Source organism: Microbacterium sp. NPDC078428, assembly GCF_044542535.1.
GTDB lineage: Bacteria > Actinomycetota > Actinomycetes > Actinomycetales > Microbacteriaceae > Microbacterium > Microbacterium limosum.
In genome coordinates this window covers 350,016-370,425 of sequence record NZ_JBITUP010000003.1, presented here as the reverse complement: position 1 = coordinate 370,425, position 20,410 = coordinate 350,016, and the positions used below count along the sequence as shown (strand labels likewise).

The window sequence follows — 20,410 nt, the reverse complement described above, 5'->3', positions numbered from 1 at the left end:
GCGGCACGATCACATCGCCATGCCGATGTAGGAGTACTTCACGAAGACCTCCGGCTCGAGCCCCGCCTCCTCGAGCACACCCTGCACGGCGGTGAGCATGTACGTCGAATCCCACCCGAGGTAGAGGTGGTGATCGTCATCCAGCGCCTCCCACTCCCCGTTCCAGGCCTGAGCCGGATACACCGGGCCTCCCCGGCGCTGCGTGTAGTTCAGCACGTCCTCCCGCGCGTCGGCCCACAGGCGCGTGAAGACGCGGTGGAAGAGGGCACGGACGTCGTACACCTCCCAGTGCTCGCCGCAGTACTCCGTGTACTCGAACTCGCGCTGCCATCCGCGCGGCCATCCGCGGCGTCGCTGGGCGTCGAGGATCGGGGTGAGGTCGTCGTCGTCGATGGCGGCGTCGGTGGGTCGCGGCCACACCTCGACGAACCGCGCCGCGAGCGCCGCCGCCCGCTGCGAGATGGCGGCGGTGCCCCACGCCTCCTCGCGCGCCACGTCGATCGTGAGGGGCACGCCGCTGCGGGCGTAGATCTTCCTCTTCTCCGGGAAGGACGCGTCGAAGGCCCGCTCCGCGAGGTCCTCCTCGAGGAGCGTGAGGTTGCCGAGCGTCGATGCGAGCGCCCGGTGGCTGTTCTGCTCGTCCTCCGTGTAGTCGGCCCAGCGACGCTGCCCGTCCCCGCTCCAGCCGTCGCCGGGGGAGAGCGGCACGATGTGATCGACCTGCAGGCTCGCTCCGGCCGCAGTGCCGGCCATCCGCGCCAAGACATAGGCCGCGTGGGGCAGGTCGGTGAACTTCAGGGCGACCCGCACACGCTGGTCGGACGGCGTGATGCGCGAGGCGGCGCGGCGCAGCGAGGCCTCGCCCTCCGCGCGTGCGCGGCACAGGCGTGCGACGAGCCGCCGGGAGTCCAGGCCGACCACCGCCCGGCGGATCAGCAGAGACTGCACGAGCTCGAGCGTGGAGAGCAGCGCCTGCCGCGACGTCACCCCCGCGTCCTCGTCGTGCAGCGCGCTCATCACCAGCGGCCGCATGGCCGGGCCGAGAGTCGCGAGCGCCGCGAGGTGGCGGCCCACCTCGGCATCCTTCGCCCTCTCGGGCTGCAGCAGCATCCCGTACATCCGGGAGTACTGCTGCCACTCGCCCACCACGCCCCGGAGCGTGACGACGTCGAGCCGCGGGAACACCTGCCGGAACGCGTCGTAGACGCTGTGCTCGCCGGGGACGCTGAACTCCCGGCCCGTCTTCATGACGAGATAGTCCCGCCAGAAAGCGCCGATCGACTCGCCCGTGTTGCGCTCGATCTCCAGCCACGAGCCGTCCTCGATCTCGCTCTGCTCGGCATGGGAGAGTCCCATCAGCACGTAGTTGTGGATCAGCTCGTGATCGCGCAGCGGCTCTCCGGTGGAGTTCAGGCTCGCGAAGATCTGCTGCGCATTCGCGGCGGCGCCGAGGGTGATGGCGACGTGCTCGAGCTTGCGCAGCCCCTGCCAGATGCGCGGCACCTCTTCGGCGTTGATCTGACTGCGGAAGAAGGCGTAGTTGTCGGCGAAGCGCGACGCTCCGCCGTCTCCCTGCTCGCGTGCGAGCACGAGCGTCTCGAAAGCCTCCTGCCACGCGCGATGGGGCTGCAGCTTGGTGCGCCCGCGATCGCCGGCGTGCATCAGCACGCGCTCGAGCTCCCCCGCGAGGGCCGGGTCGTCGTCGCCGATCGTGTGACGCAGCGCGGCAACGAGGAGCATGAGCGTCGTCACGCGCTGCTGCCCGTCGATCAGAACGAGGTCGGATGCCGCGTCGGTGCCGTCCGTCGAGGAGAGGACCGACCCGATGAAGTGCATGTGCCGCTCATCGGTGTCGGACACCGCGCGGATGTCGGAGAGAAGCTGCTCGCAGCCGCCGATGTCCCAGCGGTACTGGCGCTGGTAGACGGGGACGACGATGCGGGCGGGAGTCTGCTGGAGCCACGCCACGGTGTTGACCGCCGTCGCGTGGATGTTCGTCGCCGATGCCATGTGTCCTCGCTCGCTCCTCGCGGCGCACCCGACCCGGGCGGACGCGGACGCGGGCCCGCGCATCTCGGCTGCGCGGAGGACCCAGGCCCCCGGCATCCGGGCACACCGCGCTCGATCTTAATCGACGGCGATCCGCGGACGCGGCAGCGGATATTCACGGCCCGGGCTCCGGGGGTCGTTCAGGCGCCGGAGGTAGGCTTGCCTAAGTTGGGCCTGTTAAAACGTGCTGGCCCTCTGACGAAAGGCATGTCACCTCATGGGTTACATCAAATCCGCCGCCCTCGAAGAGACCGGCTATGTGGTGCTCGACTCCTACAACCAGGAACTCGACCCCAAAGAATGGCTCGATCTCGAGTACAACGATTGGAAGTCCTCCGGGGACACGCGTTTCGCGCCCCTCGCGAGCGCCTTCGGCGACATCGAGTGCAACGGGTTCTGGAACCACAAGCCGCCGCGCACCGACAAGGACGGCGTCTGGATCGACTCGCAGGTCGCCAAGGCTCCGAACCTCACCCGCCGCGCCCAGGAGCCGGGTGCCAACGTCGGCCGCTGCCGCGTGATCGAGCTGCAGCCCAACACCTACGCCGACTGCCTCTACAACCTGCACCAGGACGACAACAACCGCCTCAACCCCGACGGCACGGGCTGGGTCGTCCGAGGCTTCTTCAACCTCACCGACGACAAGGACAGTTACTTCGTGCTGCGCCACAACCGCACCGACCCCGAGGGCGAGGTGCGCATCGCACTGCCGGCCGGCGCGCAGCTGATCGTCGACACGCAGCGCCTGTGGCACGCGGCCACCCACCCCGGCGCCGAGCCCCGCTACTGCCTCATCACGTCGTGGACGTCCGGCCCCGAGCTCGACGCTTACATCGAGAAGTACAACGGCCGCTCGCACGTGCCGAGCGTCGAGGTGCCGCAGGACGAGCTCGACGCAGGTCAGGCCGAGCAGGCCCGCCGCCTCGCCGCCCGCGCCGCGTACTACGCCGCGAAGGGACAGGCCGAGAAGGTCGCGATGAGCGAAGCCTGAACCGGCCGCTTCGAACGCTCCCGGTGCGACGGGTTCCCCGAGAGGGGCCTGTTGCGCCGGGGGGCGTTGCGCTGTCGGCGTGGTGTTGTGATCACGCGCCCGCGCGGGGCATAATGGCGGCACAAACGCATATCCGTCGCTGATCCACATCCGCAGGTCGTAGGGGAAGACGCACCTGAAGAAACGGAAGTGGAAATGGCGACATCATCGGCGCGCGGAGTGATCTTCATTCACTCGGCGCCACGCGCGTTGTGCCCGCACCTCGAGTGGGCGATCGGCCGTGCCCTCGGACGAGCCGTGAATTTCGAGTGGGCGGAACAGCCGGTACTGCCCGGGTCCCGTCGTGCCGAGTTCTACTGGGAGGCCGCCGCCGGGACGGGCGCGGCCCTGGCCAGCGCGATCCGCGGGTGGGAGCACCTGCGCTTCGAGGTGACGGAAGACCCCACGCCGCGCTCCGACGGCGGGCGCTGGCTGCACACGCCCGACCTCGGCATCCACTTCGCCCAGACCGACTCGGCCGGCAACGTCGTCATCGGCGAGGATCGGTTGCGCTACGCCATGGAGATCGCGGCGGGGGATGCCCGGGAGCTCCAGCGGGAGCTGCAAGTCGCCCTCGGCTCCTCCTGGGACGAGGAACTCGAGCCCTTCCGCCACGCGAGCGACGACGCGCCCGTCGTGTGGCTCCACAAGGTCGGCTGAGCGCACCCGAGGGCATCCCCGCGAACAGGCGGCCCCGCCTCAGGCGGTCGCGAACGCCACGACGGCGTTGTGTCCGCCGAAGCCGAACGAGTTGCTGATCGCCAGCTGATCGCCCGCACCGAGATCCTGCGGGGATCCGGAGATGCGGAACGGCACCTCGGGGTCCTGCGTGGTCAGGTTGATCGTCGGCGGCGCCTGGCGCTGCCCGATGGCGAGAATCGTGAAGATCGCCTCGAGCGCACCCGTGCCGCCCAGGAGGTGTCCGGTCGAGGCCTTCGTCGCCGACACCGGGATCTCGTCGATGCGGGCGCCGAAGACGGCCCTGAGGGCCTGGTATTCGTTGGGGTCGCCCACGGGTGTGGACGTCGCGTGAGCGTTGATGTGCGTGACGTCTTCGGGCGACGCGCCCGCCATGTCGAGGGCGAGCCGCACCGCGCGGGCCGCTCCCTGCCCCTCGGGGTCGTTCGCCGTGATGTGGTAGGAATCCGCCGTGACGCCGCCGCCGACGACGTAGGCGTAGATCTTCGCGCCGCGCGCCTTGGCGTGCTCCTCGGTCTCGAGGATCAGGGCTCCGGCGCCCTCGCCCATGACGAAGCCGTCGCGGTCGACGCTGCACGGTCGCGATGCCGTCGCGGGGTCGTCGTTGCGACGGGAGAGGGCCTGCATCGACGCGAAGGACGCGACGGTGATGGGGTGGATGGCCGATTCCGTGCCGCCCGCGATGACGATGTCGGCGAGGCCGTCCTGCAGGTGCTCGACCGCGTTGACGATCGATTCGGTGCTCGAGGCGCAGGCGCTGGCGACGGTGCGGGCGAAGGCGCGCGCACCGAAGTGGAGCGAGAGATTACCGGCGGCGGCGTTCGGCATGAGCATCGGGACCGTCATCGGCATGACGCGCCGGGGTCCCTTCTCGCGAAGCGTGTCCCACGCGTCGAGGAGCGTCCACACGCCGCCGATCCCGGTGGCGAAGTCGACGCCCAGCCGCTCGGGCTCGACGTCGGGGGCGCCGGCATCCTCCCACGCCTCCATGGCGGCGACCATGGCGAACTGCGAAGCCGGATCGAGCCGCTTGGCCATGGGGCGTGCGAGGACCTCCTCCGGGCGCACCTTCGCCTCGGCGGCGAAGGTCACCGGAAGCTCATACTTGGCGACCCACTCGTGCTCGAGCGAGCGCGCGCCCGACTCTCCGGCGAGCAGGCCGCTCCAGCTCTCGGGTGCGGTTCCGCCCAGGGGCGAGCTCGCGCCGATACCGGTGACGACGATGCGGGGGGTGGTCATGACACGTAACCTCACGGGGAAAAGCGTTCTCCCGGGGGCGGGGCCCCCGGGAGAGACGACTCAGGACTGGTTGCTCGTGATGAAGGTGACGGCGTCCCCGACGGTCTTGAGGTTCTTGACCTCGTCGTCGGGAATCGTGACGCCGAACTTCTCCTCGGCGTTGACGACGATCGTCATCATGGAGATGGAGTCGATGTCGAGGTCGTCGGTGAACGACTTCTCGAGGGCGACCTCGTCGGCCGAGATGCCGGTCTCGTCGGTGATCAGCTCGGCGAGGCCCGCGAGGACCTCTTCCTGGGAAAGGGCCATTGTTTCTCCTTCTTTCGGGGAATCTGTGGGGTTGTGGCGTGTCAGGAGCCGCAGATCAGCCTAGTGCTCCGGTGCGGCGGCACCCGGGAGCACCACGACCTGGGCGCCGAAGACGAGCCCGGCTCCGAATCCGATCTGCAGCGCGAGCCCCCCTGCTACGTCGGGGTGCTCGGCGAGCAGGCGATGGGTGGCGAGCGGGATCGACGCGGCGGAGGTGTTTCCGGTCGTCTCGATGTCGCGCGCGACGACCACCGTCTCGGGGAGGCCGAGCTGCTTGGCGAACTCGTCGATGATGCGCATGTTCGCCTGGTGCGGCACGAACGCCGCCAGATCGGACGCCGTGACGCCTGCGGCATCGAGTGCCTGGCGTGCGACCTTGACCATCTCCCAGACGGCCCAGCGGAAGACGGTGGGGCCCTCCTGGCGCAGCGTCGGCCACGGCGCGGACCCGTCGCGGAACTCGATGAGCGTGTGGTTCATGCCCACGGCATCCGCCTTGGAGCCGTCGGATCCCCACACGGTGGGCCCGATCCCGGGGAACTCGCTCGGGCCCACGACCACGGCGCCGGCACCGTCGCCCAGCAGGAACGAGATGCTGCGGTCGGCGGGGTCGACGATGTCGCTGAGCTTCTCGGCGCCGACGACGATCGCGTACCGGGCGGCGCCGGCACGGATGAGAGCGTCGGCCTGCGCCACGCCGTACGCGAATCCCGCGCAGGCGGCGTTCAGGTCGTACGCGGCGGCGGGGTTCGCCCCCACGCGGTCGGCGACGATCGCCGAGACGGAGGGTGTCTGCTTCGGATTGCTGATCGTCGCCACGATGACGAGGTCCACGTCGGATGCGGGGATCCCGGCGCGCTCCACCGCTTCCGCGGCGGCGGCGGACGCGAGATCGATCGCGTCGGTCTCCGCCACCGCGCGTGTGCGCGTGACGATGCCGGTGCGTTGACGGATCCACTCGTCGCTCGAGTCGATCGGGCCGATCAGCGCCTCGTTGTCCACGACGTTCTCCCCGCGGGCTGCGCCGTAGGAGTAGATCCGCGTGTGGGCGGCGCCGGTGGGCTGGGTCAGGATGGGTGCGCTCACGCGGTCTCCTCCGCGAGCATCGCCACGGCGGGCTCGAGATCTTCGGGTGTCTTCACCGCGACGGCGGGGGTGCCGCGCAGTCCTCGCTTGGCCAGGCCGGTCAGCGTCCCCGCGGGTGCGAGTTCGATCATGCCGGTGATGCCGGCGGCAGCGAAGCCCGTCATGCACAGGTCCCAGCGCACGGGCGAGGCGACCTGCCCGACGAGGAGATCGAGGGCACCGCGGCCGGTGGTGACGGGCGCGCCGTCGCGGTTCGACCACAGCGTCATGGCGGGATCGGCGGGCTCGACGGCGGCGGCGGCCGTCCGCAGCGCCGAGACGGCGGGCGCCATGTAGGCGGTGTGGAACGCGCCAGCGACCTGCAGGGGCACGACGCGCGCGCCGCGGGGTGCCGATGCCGCGAGTTCTGCGAGGGCGGCGAGCGCACCGGCGGCGACGATCTGACCCGACCCGTTGTAGTTGGCGGGCGTGAGCCCGAGGCTCGTGAGCAAGGCGAGGACCTCGTCCTCGTCGCCCCCGACGACGGCGCTCATCCCGGTGGGCTCGAGGGCGGCGGCATCCGCCATCGCGCGGCCGCGGACTCCGACGAGCGTCATCGCGTCACGCGGGGCGAGCACTCCGGCCACGACCAGGGCGGCGATCTCACCGACCGAGTGACCGGCGGCACCGGTCGGCCGGGCGGGCGCTTCGGCGCCGAGGCGGTCGCTGAGCGCGCCCCACGTCAGGATGCCGGCGGCGACGATGAGCGGCTGGGCGATCTTCGTGTCGCGGATCGCATCGGCATCCCACTCGGTGCCGGCGGCCACGAGATCGACACCGGCGGCGTCGGAGAACGCCTCGACGTGCTCGCGCGCGCCGGGAAGGTCGAGCCAGGGGGAGAGGAAACCGGGGGTCTGTGAGCCCTGTCCCGGGCAGGCGATGACGATCACTGGACCAGTCTGCCAATCGGTCGGAGGAGGATTATGGACATCTACGACGAAGAAACGCCGGATCGCTTGTGGGATGCTGCAACCTGGGGCCTTCTGCGGGCCCCGTCGAGCGAGGTTACCTGACCGAGGATCAGGGCCGACTGCAGGATCAGCGCCTCCCGTGGACCGGTCGCGTCCCAGCCGATGACCTCGCTGACCCGCTTGAGGCGGTAGCGGACGGTGTTCGGGTGGACGAACAGTTCGCGCGCCGTCGCTTCCAGGGAGCGGCCGTTGTCGAGGTAGCTCCACAACGTCGTCACGAGATCCGCGGAGTGGGCCTGGAGGGGCCGGTAGATGCGCTCGACGAGCGTCTGCTTCGCCAGCGCGTCGCCCGCGAGGGCGCGCTCGGGAAGCAGGTCGTCCGCCTCGACGGGACGGGGGGCGTGCCGCCACGCGCGGGCCACGGCGAACCCGGCCAGGGCGGCGCGCGCGCTGGCGCTCGCATCCACGAGCGCGGGCACCGGGGGCCCCAGCACGAGGTGCCCGGGCCCGAAACCCGCCTCGAGCCGCGATGCGATATCGGGGAACGCGAGCTCCGCGGCGTGTTCCTCGCCGCGGTCATCCGGCTCAGATCTGCCCATGACCACGACGAGACGGGAGCCCTGCACCCCGATCAGCACGTCGACACCCAGCTTGCGGGCCGCGCGCCGGAGGTGGTCCACATCGAACTGCGGGGGAGTCGTGCCCACGAGCACGCATACCTCGCCGTGACCGTGCCAGCCCAGAGCCGCGATCCGGCTCGGCAGCTCGGCGTCGGCCTCGCCCGAGAGGATCGAGTCGACAACGAGCGCCTCGAGCCGCGCGTCCCACAGGCCGCGGGCCTCCGCCGCGCGGGCGTAGACGTCGGCGGCGGCGAAGGCGACGTCGCGGGAGTACTTGAGGATCGCCTCGCGCACGCGCCCTCCTCGCCCCGCGACGCGCTCCTCCGTCACCTCGACCGTGACGCGGATCAGCTGCAGGGTCTGCTGCAGGCTCACGCTGCGCAGCAGCTCACGCGGAGCGGCCGCGAAGATGTCCGCGGCGATCCAGGGCGTGGCATCCGGGTCCTCGTACCACTGGATGAACGAGGAGATGCCCGCCTGGGCGACGAGGCCGACGGCCGATCGTCGCCCAGGCGGCATCTCCCGATACCAGGGGAGCGTGTCCTCCAGCCGCTTGAGGGTCGCGGTGGCCAGATCCCCCGAGATGCGCCGCAGCCAGGCGAGCGTCTCGGCCTTCTGATCGGGCTCCGCAGTTCCCGTCACGATCGGGCTCAGCTCTCGCCGCCGGCGTTCCCGGTGGTACCGGCGGTGACATCGTGCAGGCGGTACTTCTCGATCGCCTGTCCGATGAGGGCACGGTCGACGGCGCCTTCCTGGGCGAGCGCCTGCAGCGCGCGCACCACGATCGACGGCCCGTCGATCTTGAAGAACCGGCGTGCCGCGGCACGCGTGTCGGAGAACCCGAAGCCGTCCGCGCCGAGCGTGAAGAAGTTGTGCTTCACCCAGGGGCGGATCTGGTCCTGGACGGCGTGCATGAAGTCGCTGACCGCGACCACGGGACCGGGGGCGCCCGCGAGCTTCTGCGTGATGTACGCCTCGCGCGGCTCCTCGTCGGGGTGCAGGTAGTTGTGCTCGTCGGCTGCGAGACCGTCGCGCCGGAGCTCGGTCCACGACGTCACCGACCACACGTCCGCCGCGATGCCCCAGTCCTGGCGGAGAAGCTGCTGGGCTTCGATCGCCCACGGCACTCCGACGCCGGACGCGAGGAGCTGCGTGCGCGGTCCGTCGCCCTCGCCGACGGAGACGCGGTGGATGCCGCGGACGATGCCCTCGGCATCCACGCCGTCCGGCTCGGCCGGCTGCACGATCGGCTCGTTGTAGACCGTCAGGTAATACATGACGTTCGGGTCGGGGTGCTCGCCGCCGTACATACGCTCGATACCGGAGCGCACGATGTGGGCGATCTCGTACCCGTAGGCCGGGTCGTACGACACGGTGGCGGGGTTCGTGGAGGCCAGGAGCTGCGAGTGGCCGTCGGCGTGCTGGAGGCCCTCGCCCGTGAGCGTCGTGCGGCCCGCCGTGGCGCCGACGACGAAGCCGCGCGCCATCTGGTCGCCCGCCGCCCACTGGGCGTCGCCGGTGCGCTGGAAGCCGAACATCGAGTAGAAGATGTAGACCGGGATCAGGGGCTCGCCGTGGGTCGAGTAACTCGTGCCGATGCCGGTGAACGCCGCGACGGCGCCCGCCTCGTTGATGCCGACGTGGAGGATCTGGCCCTGCGGGCTCTCCTTGTACGCCAGCAGCAGCTCGCGGTCGACCGACGTGTAGTGCTGACCGTGCGGGTTGTAGATCTTCGCCGTCGGGAAGAACGCGTCCATGCCGAACGTGCGCGCCTCGTCGGGGATGATCGGCACGATCCGGTGACCGAAGTCCTTCGCGCGGAGGAGGTCCTTGAGCAGGCGCACGAACGCCATGGTCGTGGCGACCTCCTGCGTGCCGGAGCCCTTCTTGGGCAGGGCGTAGGCCTTGTCGTCCGGCAGGGTGAGGCCCACGTGCGTGGACCGCCGCTCCGGGATGAACCCGCCGAGGTCCTTGCGACGCTCGAGGAGGTACTGGATCGTCTCGTCCTGTGTGCCGGGGTTGTAGTACGGCGGCAGGTAGGGGTTCTCCTCGAGCTGGGCGTCCGTGATGGGGATGTGCATCGCGTCGCGGAAGAGCTTCAGGTCGTCGAGGGTCATCTTCTTCATCTGGTGCGTCGCGTTGCGCCCCTCGAAGTGCGGACCCAGGCCGTAGCCCTTGATCGTCTTGGCGAGGATCACGGTGGGCTGGCCCTTGTGCTCCATCGCCGCCTTGAATGCCGCGTAGACCTTGCGGTAGTCGTGGCCGCCGCGCTTGAGGTTCCAGATCTGCTCGTCGCTGTAGTCCTTCACGAGCGCGAGGGCCCGCTCGTCGCGGCCGAAGAAGTTCTCGCGCACGTAGGCGCCGTCCTCCGCCTTGAACGTCTGGTAGTCGCCGTCGGGCGTGACGTTCATGAGGTTCAGCAGCGCACCGTCGGAGTCGCGGGAGAGCAGATCGTCCCACTCGCGGCCCCACACGACCTTGATGACGTTCCAGCCCGCGCCGCGGAAGAAGCTCTCGAGCTCCTGGATGATCTTGCCGTTGCCGCGCACCGGCCCGTCGAGCCGCTGGAGGTTGCAGTTGACGATGAAGGTGAGGTTGTCGAGCCCCTCGTTGGCGGCCACCTGGAGCTGACCGCGGCTTTCGACCTCGTCCATCTCGCCGTCGCCGAGGAACGCCCAGACGTGCGAGTCGCCGACATCCTTGATGCCGCGGTTGGTGAGGTACTTGTTGGTCATCGCCTGGTAGATCGCGTTGATCGGTCCGAGCCCCATCGACACGGTCGGGAACTGCCAGAACTCCGGCATCAGGCGCGGATGCGGGTACGACGGGATGCCGTTGGGCGCCGCGGACTTCTCCTGGCGGAAGCCGTCGAGCTGCGCCTCGGACAGGCGCCCTTCGAGGAAGGCGCGGGCGTACGTGCCCGGCGAGGCGTGGCCCTGGATGAAGATCTGGTCGCCCCCGGAGGGGTGGTCCTGGCCGCGGAAGAAGTGGTTGAAGCCCACCTCGTACAGCGCCGCGGACGACGCGTAGGTGGAGATGTGGCCGCCGACCCCGATCCCGGGACGCTGCGCGCGGTGCACCGTGATCGCGGCGTTCCAGCGGATCCACGCGCGGTAGCGCCGCTCGATCTCCTCGTCGCCGGGGAACTCCGGCTCGTTCTCCGGGGCGATCGTGTTGATGTAGTCCGTCGTCGGCACCATCGGCACGCCCAGGTGCAGATCGTGCGACTTCTTCAGCAGGCTGAGCATGATCTCGCGACCCCGGCCGTGGCCCTTGGCGTCGACGAGCTGCTGCAGGGACTCCTGCCACTCCGAGGTCTCTTCCGGATCGCTGTCGAGCGCGTCCTGCGAGTACGGGTCCTGGTCGTGAACAGTCACGCGGTGACCTTTCTGCGTGCCGGCAGGTCATGCCGGGGAACCGGGTCGGTGGCGTGGGGACCTTTGTCGGCACCCCACAAAAAGCGCACCGCGAACAGCCTAGCCAGTTCCGAATGCCCCGGGGTGCACGGGCCTAGACTGAACGGAGGGGCCTTTAGCTCAGCTGGTAGAGCGCCACGTTTACACCGTGGATGTCGTCGGTTCGATCCCGGCAGGGCCCACGTGAATGCCGCACCCGCCGACCAGCGTCGCCTCCTCGAGATCGCCGACGCGGACGCCCGCACCCGGCAGGCCGAAGCCCTGCGCCGCACGCCGCCGCAGGCGGCCCGTGTGCAGGAGCTCCTCGCCGCCCGCCAGACCCAGTCCCACGAGCTGGCGCTGCGCTCCGGTGCTCTCGACGACCTTCGCGCCGAGCTCGCGCGCGTCGAGAGCGACGTGCGCGTGGTCGATGCACGGCGCTCGCGGGACGCGGAGCTGCTTCGCACCGTCTCCAACCCGAAGGATGCCGCGGGGCTCGAGCATGAGCTCGCCTCCCTCACGAAGCGCAAGAGCGACCTCGAGGACGCCGAACTCGCACTCATGGAGCGTCTCGAGGCCGCCGAGTCTGCGGTCGCCGAGCAGGAGGCGCTCATCGCCGAGACCAACGCGGAGGGCGCGCGTCTCTCCGCGGAGGCGAAGGCCGTCGTGGCCGAGACGACCGCGCTCCTCGAGCAGCTCGCGCGGGACCGCGCCGCCGTCGCCGGCTCCGTTCCCGCCGCGTTGCTCGCCATGTACGAGCGGCTCGCGGCGCGTGGATCGGGCGCAGCCCTCCTGCGCGCCCGCACCTGCGGCGGCTGCCACATGGTGCTCTCGGGCACCGACCTGCAGGCGATCCGCGCGATCCCGGTGGACGAGGTGGCGACCTGCCCCGAGTGCGGGTGCATCCTCGTGCGCACGGAGGAGTCGGGTCTGTGACCGACGCGTTTTCCGGCACGGACGGCGCTCCGGCGGCGGCGTCGACCCCGGCCGAGCTGATCGTCGAGGCGGACGGCGGCTCGCGCGGCAATCCCGGTGTGGCCGCGGGCGGCGCCGTCGTGATCGACGCCGCGACAGGCGCGGTTCTGGCCGAGATCGGTGTCGACGTCGGTATCGCCAGCAACAACGTGGCCGAGTACAGCGGACTCATCGCGGGGCTGCGCGCGGCCTTCGAGATCGCCCCGGCGGCGCGCGTGCGCGCGCGGATGGACTCGAAGCTCGTCGTCGAGCAGTTGTCGGGGCGCTGGAAGATCAAGCACCCCGCGATGCAGCAGCTCGCCCGCGAGGCCCACGAGGTGATCGCGGGACGACCGGTGCAGCTGGAGTGGGTGCCGCGTGCGGACAACGCGCGCGCGGATGCTCTGGCCAACGAGGCGATGGACCGGCGTGAGAGCTTCCGCCGTGACCTCGCCGTCGACTGACGCCGCCCGATTCCTCGTCGTCGGACTCACGGGGCGCGACCTCGTCGCCCTCGTGTCCCTCGATGGACGAGGTCGGGAGACCGGTCGGCGATCCGTCGCGCGTGACGACGTCGCCGACGTGCTCGGCGGCGCCGGATCGGGCGAGACGACGGCGCCCCGGATCGTCTGGGGGGACACGGCGCGCTGGTATCGCGACATCCTGGCCCGGGGGCGGCGCGTCGAGCGCTGCCACGACCTGCGGCTGTGCCACGCGATCCTCGCCGCGGCCGCGCACCGCCCCGGCGGCGTCCCCTTCGCCCCGGCTGCCGCCTGGAGCGTGGCGTCGCACGTGCCGCTGGAGGGTGCGCCCGACGCACTGTTCGAGATCGACGACGCGCCCGGGTCGGTGCCGCAGGGGATCGACGACGCCCTGGCCGAGTTCGCGCGTCAGCTCGACGCGCTGTCGATGCCGGGCGCGGGCGGGCTGCGCCGCCTCGTCGCCGCCGTGTCCGTCGGCGCGCTGATCGGTGCCGAGATGACCGCGGCAGGTCTGCCCTGGGACGCGGTCGCACACGACGGCATCCTGCGCACCGTCCTCGGTCCGCGCCCTCCGGCCGGAGGCGTTCCCTCTCTGCAGGCCGCGCTCGGCGCGCGCGTGCGTGAGCTGCTCGGCGACCCCGCCGTGAGCCTGGACTCCCAGCCGAAGCTCCTGCGTGCGCTGCATCGTGCGGGGGTTCCGGTGCAGTCCACCGGACGATGGGAGCTGCGTGAGCACCGGCATCCCGCGATCGAGCCGCTCATCGAGTACAAGAAGCTCGCCCGTCTCGCCTCGGCGAACGGGTGGGCGTGGCTGGACGAGTGGGTGCACGACGGGAGATTCCGACCCGCGTACGTGCCGGGAGGCGTCGTCACCGGGCGGTGGGCGTCGAGCGGGGGCGGCGCACTGCAGATCCCGCGATTGCTTCGGCCCGCCGTCCGTGCCGACGAGGGGTGGCTGCTGGTCTGCGCCGACGTCGCGCAGCTCGAGCCCCGCGTGCTGGCCGCGATGGCGGGCGATCGGGCTATGGCGGATGCCGCCCGGGGCGCCGATCTGTACGCGGGCATCGTCGAGCGGGGCGCCGTGACGACGCGCGACGAGGCCAAGGTGGCGATGCTGGGAGCGATGTACGGGGCGACGAGCGGCGAGAGCGGGCGCCTCGTCCCCCGGCTGCGGCGAGTGTTCCCCCATGCCATGGCGCTCGTCAACGCCGCGGCGGCGACGGGGGAGCGGGGCGGCGTCGTCACCACGTGGTGGGGTCGCACATCGCCGCCGCCCTCCCACGAGTGGCGTGCGTTGCAGTCTCACGCGCACTCCGCCGATGCGGGCCCGGCCGAGGAGGCGATCGCGCGCCGCGCCGCGCGTGATCGCGGGCGGTTCGCGCGCAACTTCGTCGTCCAGGGCACGGCTGCCGAGTGGGCGCTGGTGTGGCTGGCCGACCTGCGCGCGCGACTGCGACTGCTCACCGCGGCGCCCGGCACACCGTCCGCGAGCGCCTCCGGGCCGGCCTTCGCGCACGTTCCCCACCTCGTGTTCTGGCTCCACGACGAGGTCATCGTGCACACCCCGGAGGCGCTCGCGGAGCCCGTCGCCGGCGCGGTGAGAGAAGCCGCGGCATCCGCGGGTCGGCTGCTCTTCGGCGATTTCCCGATCGACTTCCCTCTCGATCTGCGGGTGTCACGCACGGCGGGCAAGGGGTGACGACGACGGCGGGCGGCTAGACTCGCACCTGCGAATGGGTCGGCTGGACGGTCGCGTGGCGCGCGAGCGCACCGAGGAACGTCCGGGCTCCACAGGGCAGGGCGGTGGGTAACACCCACCCGGAGCGATCCGCGAGACAGTGCCACAGAGAGCAGACCGCCGGGGGAGACCCCGGTAAGGGTGAAAGGGTGGTGTAAGAGACCACCGGGGCCGTGGTGACACGGCTCGCACGGTAAACCTCGCCCGGAGCAAGGCCATACAGGGGATGTTGACGCGGCCCGCCGAGTCCCCGGGTAGGCCGCTGGAGCGGCACGGCAACGTGTCGCCGAGAGAGATGACCGTCCACGGGGCGCGAGCCCCCGGACAGAACCCGGCGTACAGGCCGGCCCATTCGCCCGACCTCATCGATCGGCCTCGGCGCGTCGGTACGGGCTGCTCGCCGCGCGAGCGTCAGTCTCCCGCGAGGGAGGCGGCGCCGATGATGCCGGCGCTGTTGCGGTGCACGGCCGGGACGATCGGGGTCGTCAGCTCCAGCAGCGGCAGGAAGCGATCGTGGTGCTTCGAGACGCCTCCGCCGACGACCAGCAGGTCGGGGGAGAAGAGGAAATCCACGTGGTCGTAGAACTTCTGCAGCCGCTTCGCCCACTTCTCCCAGCTCAGCTCGTCGCGCTCCATAGCGGAGTACGCCGCGTACTTCTCGATCGAATCGCCCTTGTAGCTGAGGTGCCCGAGCTCGGTGTTGGGGATCAGCATCCCGTCGTAGATGAAGGCGGAGCCGATGCCGGTGCCGAGCGTCGTGAGGATCGTCAGCCCGTCCTGTCCGCGGGCGGCGCCGTAGCGCACCTCGGCGATGCCCGCGGCATCGGCGTCGTTGACGAAGTGGATGCCGCGGCCCAGACCCTTCTCGAAGAACTTCTCGGCCTCGAATCCGATCCACGCATCCGACACGTTGGCGGCGGACATCGTCGTGCCGCGCTTGACGATGGCGGGGAACGCCACGCCGAGGGGCAGGTCTCCCTCGACGCCGGGGAGACGCTCGAGCACCTCCTGGACGGCGGTGAGCACGTCGTCCGGGGTCGCGCCCTCGGGCGTGTCGACTCGGATACGATCGCTCGTGAGCTCGCCCCGCTCGAGGTCGACGATGCCTGCCTTGATCCCGGTTCCGCCGATGTCGACGCCGACAGCGCGGCTCACCTTCTTGGCCATGCGTTCCAGCCTATCGGGGGTCGCACGCGTGATCAGTAGGATCGAGACCATCACCGATCGAAGGGGAGCCGCGTGTCCGACAGCGATGAGAAGTACTGGTACAACCTCACCACGGGCCAGGTGGAGCGGGGATACGTCTCGCCCGCGGTCGATCGCGCGGGGCCGTTCGATTCGGCCGAGGAGGCTGCGAGGGCCCCCGAGCTGCTGAAGGAGCGCGCTCGCGCATGGGCCGAGGACGAAGCCCGCGACGACGCCTGGGGCTCAGGGTCGACGAACGAATCCGACGCGCCCCGCTAGGCTGGGAGCGGCATCCGGACGAGTAGTAGGGAAGCATGGACAGGCAGCGCGATTTCGTCTTGCGGACGATCGAGGAGCGGGGCGTCAAGTTCGTCCGGCTGTGGTTCACCGACGTCATCGGCACCCTCAAGTCGGTGGCGATCGCGCCCGCCGAGGTCGAGGGCGCCTTCTCCGAAGGGCTCGGCTTCGACGGGTCGGCGATCGAGGGCCTGACCCGCACCTCGGAGTCGGACCTGCTCGCCCTGCCCGATCCCTCGACCTTCCAGATCCTTCCCTGGCGGGGCGAGATCGATCCGACCGCCCGCATGTTCTGCGACATCGCGACGCCCGACGGACAGCCGGCCGTGGCCGATCCCCGCCATGTCCTCAAGCGCGCGCTCGCCCGGGCGGCCGAGCGCGGCTTCACCTTCTACACGCACCCCGAGATCGAGTTCTACCTCCTGAAGTCCTCGACCTACGGCCAGGGCGGGCCGGAGCCCGTCGATTCAGCCGGCTACTTCGACAACGTCCCGGGCGGCACCGCCCACGACTTCCGCCGCCGCAGCGTGCGCATGCTCGAGGATCTCGGCATCTCCGTCGAGTTCAGCCACCACGAGGGCGGGCCCGGCCAGAACGAGATCGATCTGCGCTATGCCGACGCGCTTGCGACGGCCGACAACATCATGACCTTCCGCACCGTCATCAAGGAGGTGGCGATCGAGCAGGGCGTGTACGCGACGTTCATGCCCAAGCCCCTCTCGGGGCAGCCCGGAAGCGGCATGCACACGCACATGTCGCTCTTCGAGGGCGATGTGAACGCGTTCTACGAGGAGGGCGCGGAATACCAGCTCTCGAAGGTGGGGAGGCAGTTCATCGCGGGCCTGCTGCGGCACGCCAACGAGATCTCCGCGGTCACGAACCAGTTCGTCAACTCCTACAAGCGCCTGTGGGGCGGTGACGAGGCGCCGAGCTTCATTTGCTGGGGCCACAACAACCGCTCCGCGCTCGTCCGTGTGCCCCTGTACAAGCCCAACAAGAGCCAGTCGTCGCGAGTGGAATACCGCGCCGTGGATTCCGCGGCGAACCCCTACCTCGCGTACGCGCTCATGCTCGCCGCGGGCATGAAGGGGATCGAGGAGGAATACGAGCTGCCTCCCGAGGCCGAGGACAACGTCTGGTCGCTGACCGACGGCGAGCGTCGCGCGCTCGGCTACGCGCCGCTTCCCGCGAGCCTCGATCAGGCCCTGTCCTACATGGAGGAGAGCGAGCTCGTCGCCGAGACCCTCGGCGAGACGGTGTTCACCTATGTGCTGAAGAACAAGCGGCGCGAGTGGCAGCAGTACCGTGCGCAGGTGACGCCCTTCGAGCTGCAGAGCAACCTCGAGATGCTCTGACCCGCGGCACCATGTCGCAGCTTGCGCGCTCGTCCGGCCTCACGCATCTCGCGCGGCTGGGGTTCAGCGATCTGTCGCGCGCGGACGAGGCCCTCGCCGAGCTCGAGGAGGCCACGGGGGTCGACCGGTCGGTGTGGCTCGCGGACACGGCACGCGCCGCCGACCCCGACGAGGCCGTCGCCTGCCTGAGGGATGTCGCGCGGCGCGACGCGGGACCGGTGCGTCGCGCTCTGTCCGATGACGCGCGGCGCCCGGCGGTGTGGGCGCTCTTCGGCGCCTCCCAGGGGTACGGCACGTTCTTCCTGCGCCATCCGGCCGAGCTCGACGAGGTGCAGGCTCCCGGGCCGCTGCCGACGGCGGAGGAGATCACCGCCCAGATGCGCGAGGCGATCGGCTTCTCGGACGGCTTCGCCGCCGACGGCACGGAGAGCGCCTGGGTCGCGCTTCGCGTGCGCTATCGGCGCATCGTGGCGCGTGTCGCGGTGCACGACCTCCTCTCGCCCGACCCGGTCGAATCCGTCCGGGCGGTGTCGGCGGTGCTGGCGGATGCCGCGGGCGCCGCTCTGGACGCGTCTCTCGCCGTCGCCCGCACGCGCATCAGCTCGCGCGGGACGGGGGCGGCGCTGTTCGCGCGGGAGGACGTCGCGGCGACGCGGCTCGCGATCATCGGGATGGGCAAGACCGGAGCGCGCGAGCTGAACTACGTCTCCGACGTCGACGTGATCTTCGTGGGCGGAGCCGAGGACGACGACCGCGAACGTCTCGGGGAGAGCCGCGTCGTCGACATCGCAACCCGCCTCGCCGTGCAGACGATGCGCGGGATCTCGGAGGTCGAGATCGAGCCGCCCCTATGGGAGGTCGACGCGAACCTGCGCCCCGAGGGTAAGCAGGGTGCTCTCGTGCGCACGCTCGAATCCCACGTGTCGTACTACGAACGCTGGGCCAAGACCTGGGAGTTCCAGGCGCTGCTGAAGGCGCGACCGATCGCGGGCGACGCGGACCTGGGTCGTGCGTATGTGGATGCCGTGGGCCCCAAGGTATGGACCTCGGCCGCCCGCGAGAACTTCGTCGACTCGGTCCAGCGCATGCGTGAGCGCGTGACGGAGCATATCCCGCCCGGCGACGTGGCGTACCAGCTCAAGCTCGGGCCGGGAGGCATCCGCGACATCGAGTTCACCGTCCAGCTCCTGCAGCTCGTGCACGGACGGGACGATGAGCTCATCCGGCAGCGGAGCACACTCGACGCGCTCGATGCCCTCGAGGCCGGCGGCTACATCGGCAGAAGCGACGCCACCGTCTTCGCCCATGACTACCGGCTGCTGCGTCTGCTCGAGCACCGGCTCCAGCTGGCCCGGCTCTCCCGCACCCACCTGATGCCGCGCGACGACGAGGCGCGGCGGGTCCTCGCGCGGGCAACGCGACTGGCGGACTCCGGGGAGGCGGTCTGGCAGCTCTGGGAGTCCGTCAAGCGCGAGGTGCGCGAGATCCACGTGCGGCTGTTCTACCGGCCGCTGCTGTCGGCGGTGGCGGCGCTCCCCGATGAGGAGCGGACGCTGTCGACGGCTCAGGCGCACGACCGGCTGGCCGCCATCGGCTTCCGCGACCCCGCCGGTGCGCTGCGCACGATCGGGACGCTCACGAGCGGCATAAGCCGCAAGGCGTCAATCCAGCGCCACCTCATGCCCGTCATGATCCGGTGGTTCGCCGACGGCGTCGATCCCGACTACGGGCTGCTCGCCTTCCGTCGGATCAGCGAACGACTCGGGGACACTCCCTGGTTCCTCGCGACGCTGCGCGACTCGGCCGGCGCCGCCGAGCGGTTGACCCGCGTGCTGTCGGGGTCGCGATACATCGGCGAGCTGATGGAATGGATCCCCGAATCCGTCGCATGGCTCGACGACGACGCAGCTCTCGTCCCGCGCACCGGTGTCGCGCTGCAGCAGGAGGCCCGAGCGATCCAGACCCGGCACGCGACGATCGACGACGCGATGCGTGCCGTACGCGCCTTGAGACGCCGCGAGCTGCTGCGCACGGCGATGGCCGCGGTGCTCGGGGTGCTGACGATCGAGCAGCTGGCGGCGAGTCTCACGACGATCACCGAGGTCACGATCCAAGCCACCCTCCGCGCGGTCCGGCGCGAGGTCGTGCCGCCCGAGGACGACGACCTCGACTTCGCGATCATCGCGATGGGGCGGCTCGGGGGAGCGGAGCTGGGGTTCGGCTCCGACGCCGACGTGATGTACGTGTACCGCCCCGAGTCCGTCGACCCCGAGCGGGCGAGCGCGCTTTCGCTCAAGATCGTCCACGAGCTGCGCCGCGTCTCGGAGGATCACCGGCTGCCGCTGGACCTCGACGCCGATCTGCGGCCCGAGGGGCGCAACGGCCCGCTGGTCCGCTCGCTCGAGGCCTACGCCGCCTACTACCGTCGCTGGTCGGTCTCGTGGGAGGCGCAGGCGCTGCTGCGCGCGCGGGGGATCGCGGGGTCGGTGAAGCTGATCCGCGCCTTCATGGATCTCGCCGACGAGGTCCGCTACCCCGAGCACGCCGATCCGCAGGGTATCCGCGAGATCAAGCGCATCAAGGCCCGCGTGGAGACCGAGCGGCTCCCCCAGGGCGCGGACCGGGCGCGGCACCTCAAGCTCGGACCGGGGACGCTGAGCGACGTCGAGTGGTTCGTGCAGGTGCTCCAGCTGCAGCACGCCCACGCGTACCCCGGCCTGCGCACGACCTCCACTCTCGCCGCCCTGAGCGCGGCGGTGGATGCCGGCCTCGTCCCGGCGTCCGCCGGGGAGCGGCTGGCCGAGGCCTGGCACCTCGCGACACGACTGCGCTCCGCCAACACGCTGCTGTCGGGGCAGACGAGCGACGTGCTCCCGACCGACCGACGCCAGCTGGACGGAATCGGACGGATCCTCGACTACCCGCCCAGGTCGGCGAGCGCGCTCGAAGAGGACTATTTCCGCGCGACCCGCCGTGCGCGTCGCGTCTTCGAGCGCCTGTTCTTCGGCTGATGCCTCGGGCG

At 70.7% G+C, this 20,410-nt stretch carries 16 protein-coding genes, 1 tRNA gene and 1 other RNA gene; 10 read left to right on the top strand and 8 right to left on the bottom strand.

Features of this window, described 5'->3' with window-relative positions; translation table 11 throughout:
- Positions 1-9: 9 nt before the first annotated feature.
- Positions 10-2,010 (bottom strand): DUF262 domain-containing protein, encoded by a 2,001-nt coding sequence (locus ACIGCK_RS08160; protein WP_330171781.1) that lies wholly within the window; start codon positions 2,008-2,010, stop codon positions 10-12.
- Between the two features lie 256 nt (positions 2,011-2,266).
- Between ACIGCK_RS08160 and ACIGCK_RS08155 the strand changes: the two genes are divergently transcribed.
- Both ACIGCK_RS08155 and ACIGCK_RS08150 read left to right on the top strand, forming a co-directional pair.
- Positions 2,267-3,040, top strand: coding sequence for a hypothetical protein (locus ACIGCK_RS08155; protein WP_396665226.1), 774 nt, complete (start codon positions 2,267-2,269; stop codon positions 3,038-3,040).
- A 195-nt stretch (positions 3,041-3,235) separates the two neighbouring features.
- A complete protein-coding gene (locus tag ACIGCK_RS08150) occupies positions 3,236-3,739 on the top strand; it encodes a DUF3145 domain-containing protein (RefSeq protein ID WP_396665224.1) in 504 nt (167 codons plus the stop codon).
- Positions 3,740-3,778: 39 nt separating this feature from the next.
- Here the strand turns inward: ACIGCK_RS08150 and ACIGCK_RS08145 are convergent, their stop codons facing one another.
- The 6 genes from ACIGCK_RS08145 to aceE are packed head-to-tail and all read right to left on the bottom strand — an operon-like array spanning position 3,779 to position 11,359.
- A complete protein-coding gene (locus tag ACIGCK_RS08145) occupies positions 3,779-5,017 on the bottom strand; it encodes a beta-ketoacyl-[acyl-carrier-protein] synthase family protein (protein ID WP_396665222.1) in 1,239 nt (412 codons plus the stop codon).
- A gap of 60 nt (positions 5,018-5,077) precedes the next feature.
- Positions 5,078-5,326 (bottom strand): acyl carrier protein, encoded by a 249-nt coding sequence (locus tag ACIGCK_RS08140; RefSeq protein WP_330171785.1) that lies wholly within the window; start codon positions 5,324-5,326, stop codon positions 5,078-5,080.
- A 60-nt stretch (positions 5,327-5,386) separates the two neighbouring features.
- Positions 5,387-6,412, bottom strand: a complete 1,026-nt coding sequence (locus ACIGCK_RS08135) for a beta-ketoacyl-ACP synthase III (RefSeq protein WP_396665221.1) — start codon at positions 6,410-6,412, stop codon at positions 5,387-5,389.
- Positions 6,409-7,341, bottom strand: a complete 933-nt coding sequence (locus ACIGCK_RS08130) for an ACP S-malonyltransferase (protein ID WP_396665219.1) — start codon at positions 7,339-7,341, stop codon at positions 6,409-6,411. The genes ACIGCK_RS08135 and ACIGCK_RS08130 overlap by 4 nt, the downstream gene beginning before the upstream one ends.
- Before the next feature lie 41 nt (positions 7,342-7,382).
- The gene (locus tag ACIGCK_RS08125) at positions 7,383-8,624 is read right to left on the bottom strand and encodes a helix-turn-helix domain-containing protein (protein WP_330171788.1); all 1,242 of its coding nucleotides are present in this window, start codon (positions 8,622-8,624) and stop codon (positions 7,383-7,385) included.
- An 8-nt stretch (positions 8,625-8,632) separates the two neighbouring features.
- Positions 8,633-11,359 (bottom strand): pyruvate dehydrogenase (acetyl-transferring), homodimeric type, encoded by a 2,727-nt coding sequence (gene aceE, locus ACIGCK_RS08120; RefSeq protein ID WP_396665217.1) that lies wholly within the window; start codon positions 11,357-11,359, stop codon positions 8,633-8,635.
- A gap of 148 nt (positions 11,360-11,507) precedes the next feature.
- On the opposite strand from aceE, the gene ACIGCK_RS08115 reads away from it, so the two are divergent.
- The 5 genes from ACIGCK_RS08115 to rnpB all read left to right on the top strand — a co-directional run bounded on the left by ACIGCK_RS08115 (position 11,508) and on the right by rnpB (position 14,906).
- Positions 11,508-11,580, top strand: a tRNA-Val gene (locus tag ACIGCK_RS08115).
- Position 11,581: 1 nt separating this feature from the next.
- Positions 11,582-12,313: a C4-type zinc ribbon domain-containing protein gene (locus ACIGCK_RS08110; RefSeq protein ID WP_330171790.1), complete on the top strand. Its 732-nt coding sequence runs from the start codon at positions 11,582-11,584 to the stop codon at positions 12,311-12,313.
- Positions 12,310-12,795, top strand: a complete 486-nt coding sequence (locus tag ACIGCK_RS08105; RefSeq protein ID WP_396665215.1) for a reverse transcriptase-like protein — start codon at positions 12,310-12,312, stop codon at positions 12,793-12,795. Before ACIGCK_RS08110 ends, ACIGCK_RS08105 begins: the two co-directional genes overlap by 4 nt.
- A complete protein-coding gene (locus tag ACIGCK_RS08100) occupies positions 12,776-14,512 on the top strand; it encodes a bifunctional 3'-5' exonuclease/DNA polymerase (RefSeq protein WP_396665214.1) in 1,737 nt (578 codons plus the stop codon). The genes ACIGCK_RS08105 and ACIGCK_RS08100 overlap by 20 nt, the downstream gene beginning before the upstream one ends.
- 35 nt (positions 14,513-14,547) lie before the next feature.
- Positions 14,548-14,906: RNase P RNA component class A (gene rnpB, locus ACIGCK_RS08095), an RNA gene on the top strand.
- Positions 14,907-14,962: 56 nt separating this feature from the next.
- Here the strand turns inward: rnpB and ppgK are convergent.
- Positions 14,963-15,718 carry a polyphosphate--glucose phosphotransferase gene (ppgK, locus tag ACIGCK_RS08090; protein ID WP_396665213.1) on the bottom strand — a complete coding sequence of 252 codons (756 nt, stop codon included), beginning with the start codon at positions 15,716-15,718 and terminating at the stop codon, positions 14,963-14,965.
- A gap of 72 nt (positions 15,719-15,790) precedes the next feature.
- Here ppgK and ACIGCK_RS08085 point away from each other — a divergent pair, with 72 nt between their 5' ends.
- The 3 genes from ACIGCK_RS08085 to ACIGCK_RS08075 are packed head-to-tail and all read left to right on the top strand — an operon-like array spanning position 15,791 to position 20,399.
- Positions 15,791-16,015 (top strand): SPOR domain-containing protein, encoded by a 225-nt coding sequence (locus tag ACIGCK_RS08085; protein WP_330171794.1) that lies wholly within the window; start codon positions 15,791-15,793, stop codon positions 16,013-16,015.
- A gap of 35 nt (positions 16,016-16,050) precedes the next feature.
- The gene (gene glnA, locus ACIGCK_RS08080) at positions 16,051-17,388 is read left to right on the top strand and encodes a type I glutamate--ammonia ligase (RefSeq protein WP_330171795.1); all 1,338 of its coding nucleotides are present in this window, start codon (positions 16,051-16,053) and stop codon (positions 17,386-17,388) included.
- An 11-nt stretch (positions 17,389-17,399) separates the two neighbouring features.
- Positions 17,400-20,399, top strand: a complete 3,000-nt coding sequence (locus tag ACIGCK_RS08075) for a bifunctional [glutamine synthetase] adenylyltransferase/[glutamine synthetase]-adenylyl-L-tyrosine phosphorylase (RefSeq protein ID WP_396665210.1) — start codon at positions 17,400-17,402, stop codon at positions 20,397-20,399.
- The last annotated feature ends 11 nt before the right edge of the window (positions 20,400-20,410 follow it).

What these genes read in the sequence shown, in the direction of transcription:
- ACIGCK_RS08160 (WP_330171781.1), bottom strand. Translation starts at nt 2,010, where the DNA reads ATGGCATCGGCGACGAACATCCACGCGACGGCGGTCAACACCGTGGCG.
- ACIGCK_RS08155 (WP_396665226.1), top strand. Translation starts at nt 2,267, where the DNA reads ATGGGTTACATCAAATCCGCCGCCCTCGAAGAGACCGGCTATGTGGTG.
- ACIGCK_RS08150 (WP_396665224.1), top strand. Translation starts at nt 3,236, where the DNA reads ATGGCGACATCATCGGCGCGCGGAGTGATCTTCATTCACTCGGCGCCA.
- ACIGCK_RS08145 (WP_396665222.1), bottom strand. Translation starts at nt 5,017, where the DNA reads ATGACCACCCCCCGCATCGTCGTCACCGGTATCGGCGCGAGCTCGCCC.
- ACIGCK_RS08140 (WP_330171785.1), bottom strand. Translation starts at nt 5,326, where the DNA reads ATGGCCCTTTCCCAGGAAGAGGTCCTCGCGGGCCTCGCCGAGCTGATC.
- ppgK (WP_396665213.1), bottom strand. Translation starts at nt 15,718, where the DNA reads ATGGCCAAGAAGGTGAGCCGCGCTGTCGGCGTCGACATCGGCGGAACC.
- glnA (WP_330171795.1), top strand. Translation starts at nt 16,051, where the DNA reads ATGGACAGGCAGCGCGATTTCGTCTTGCGGACGATCGAGGAGCGGGGC.
- ACIGCK_RS08075 (WP_396665210.1), top strand. Translation starts at nt 17,400, where the DNA reads ATGTCGCAGCTTGCGCGCTCGTCCGGCCTCACGCATCTCGCGCGGCTG.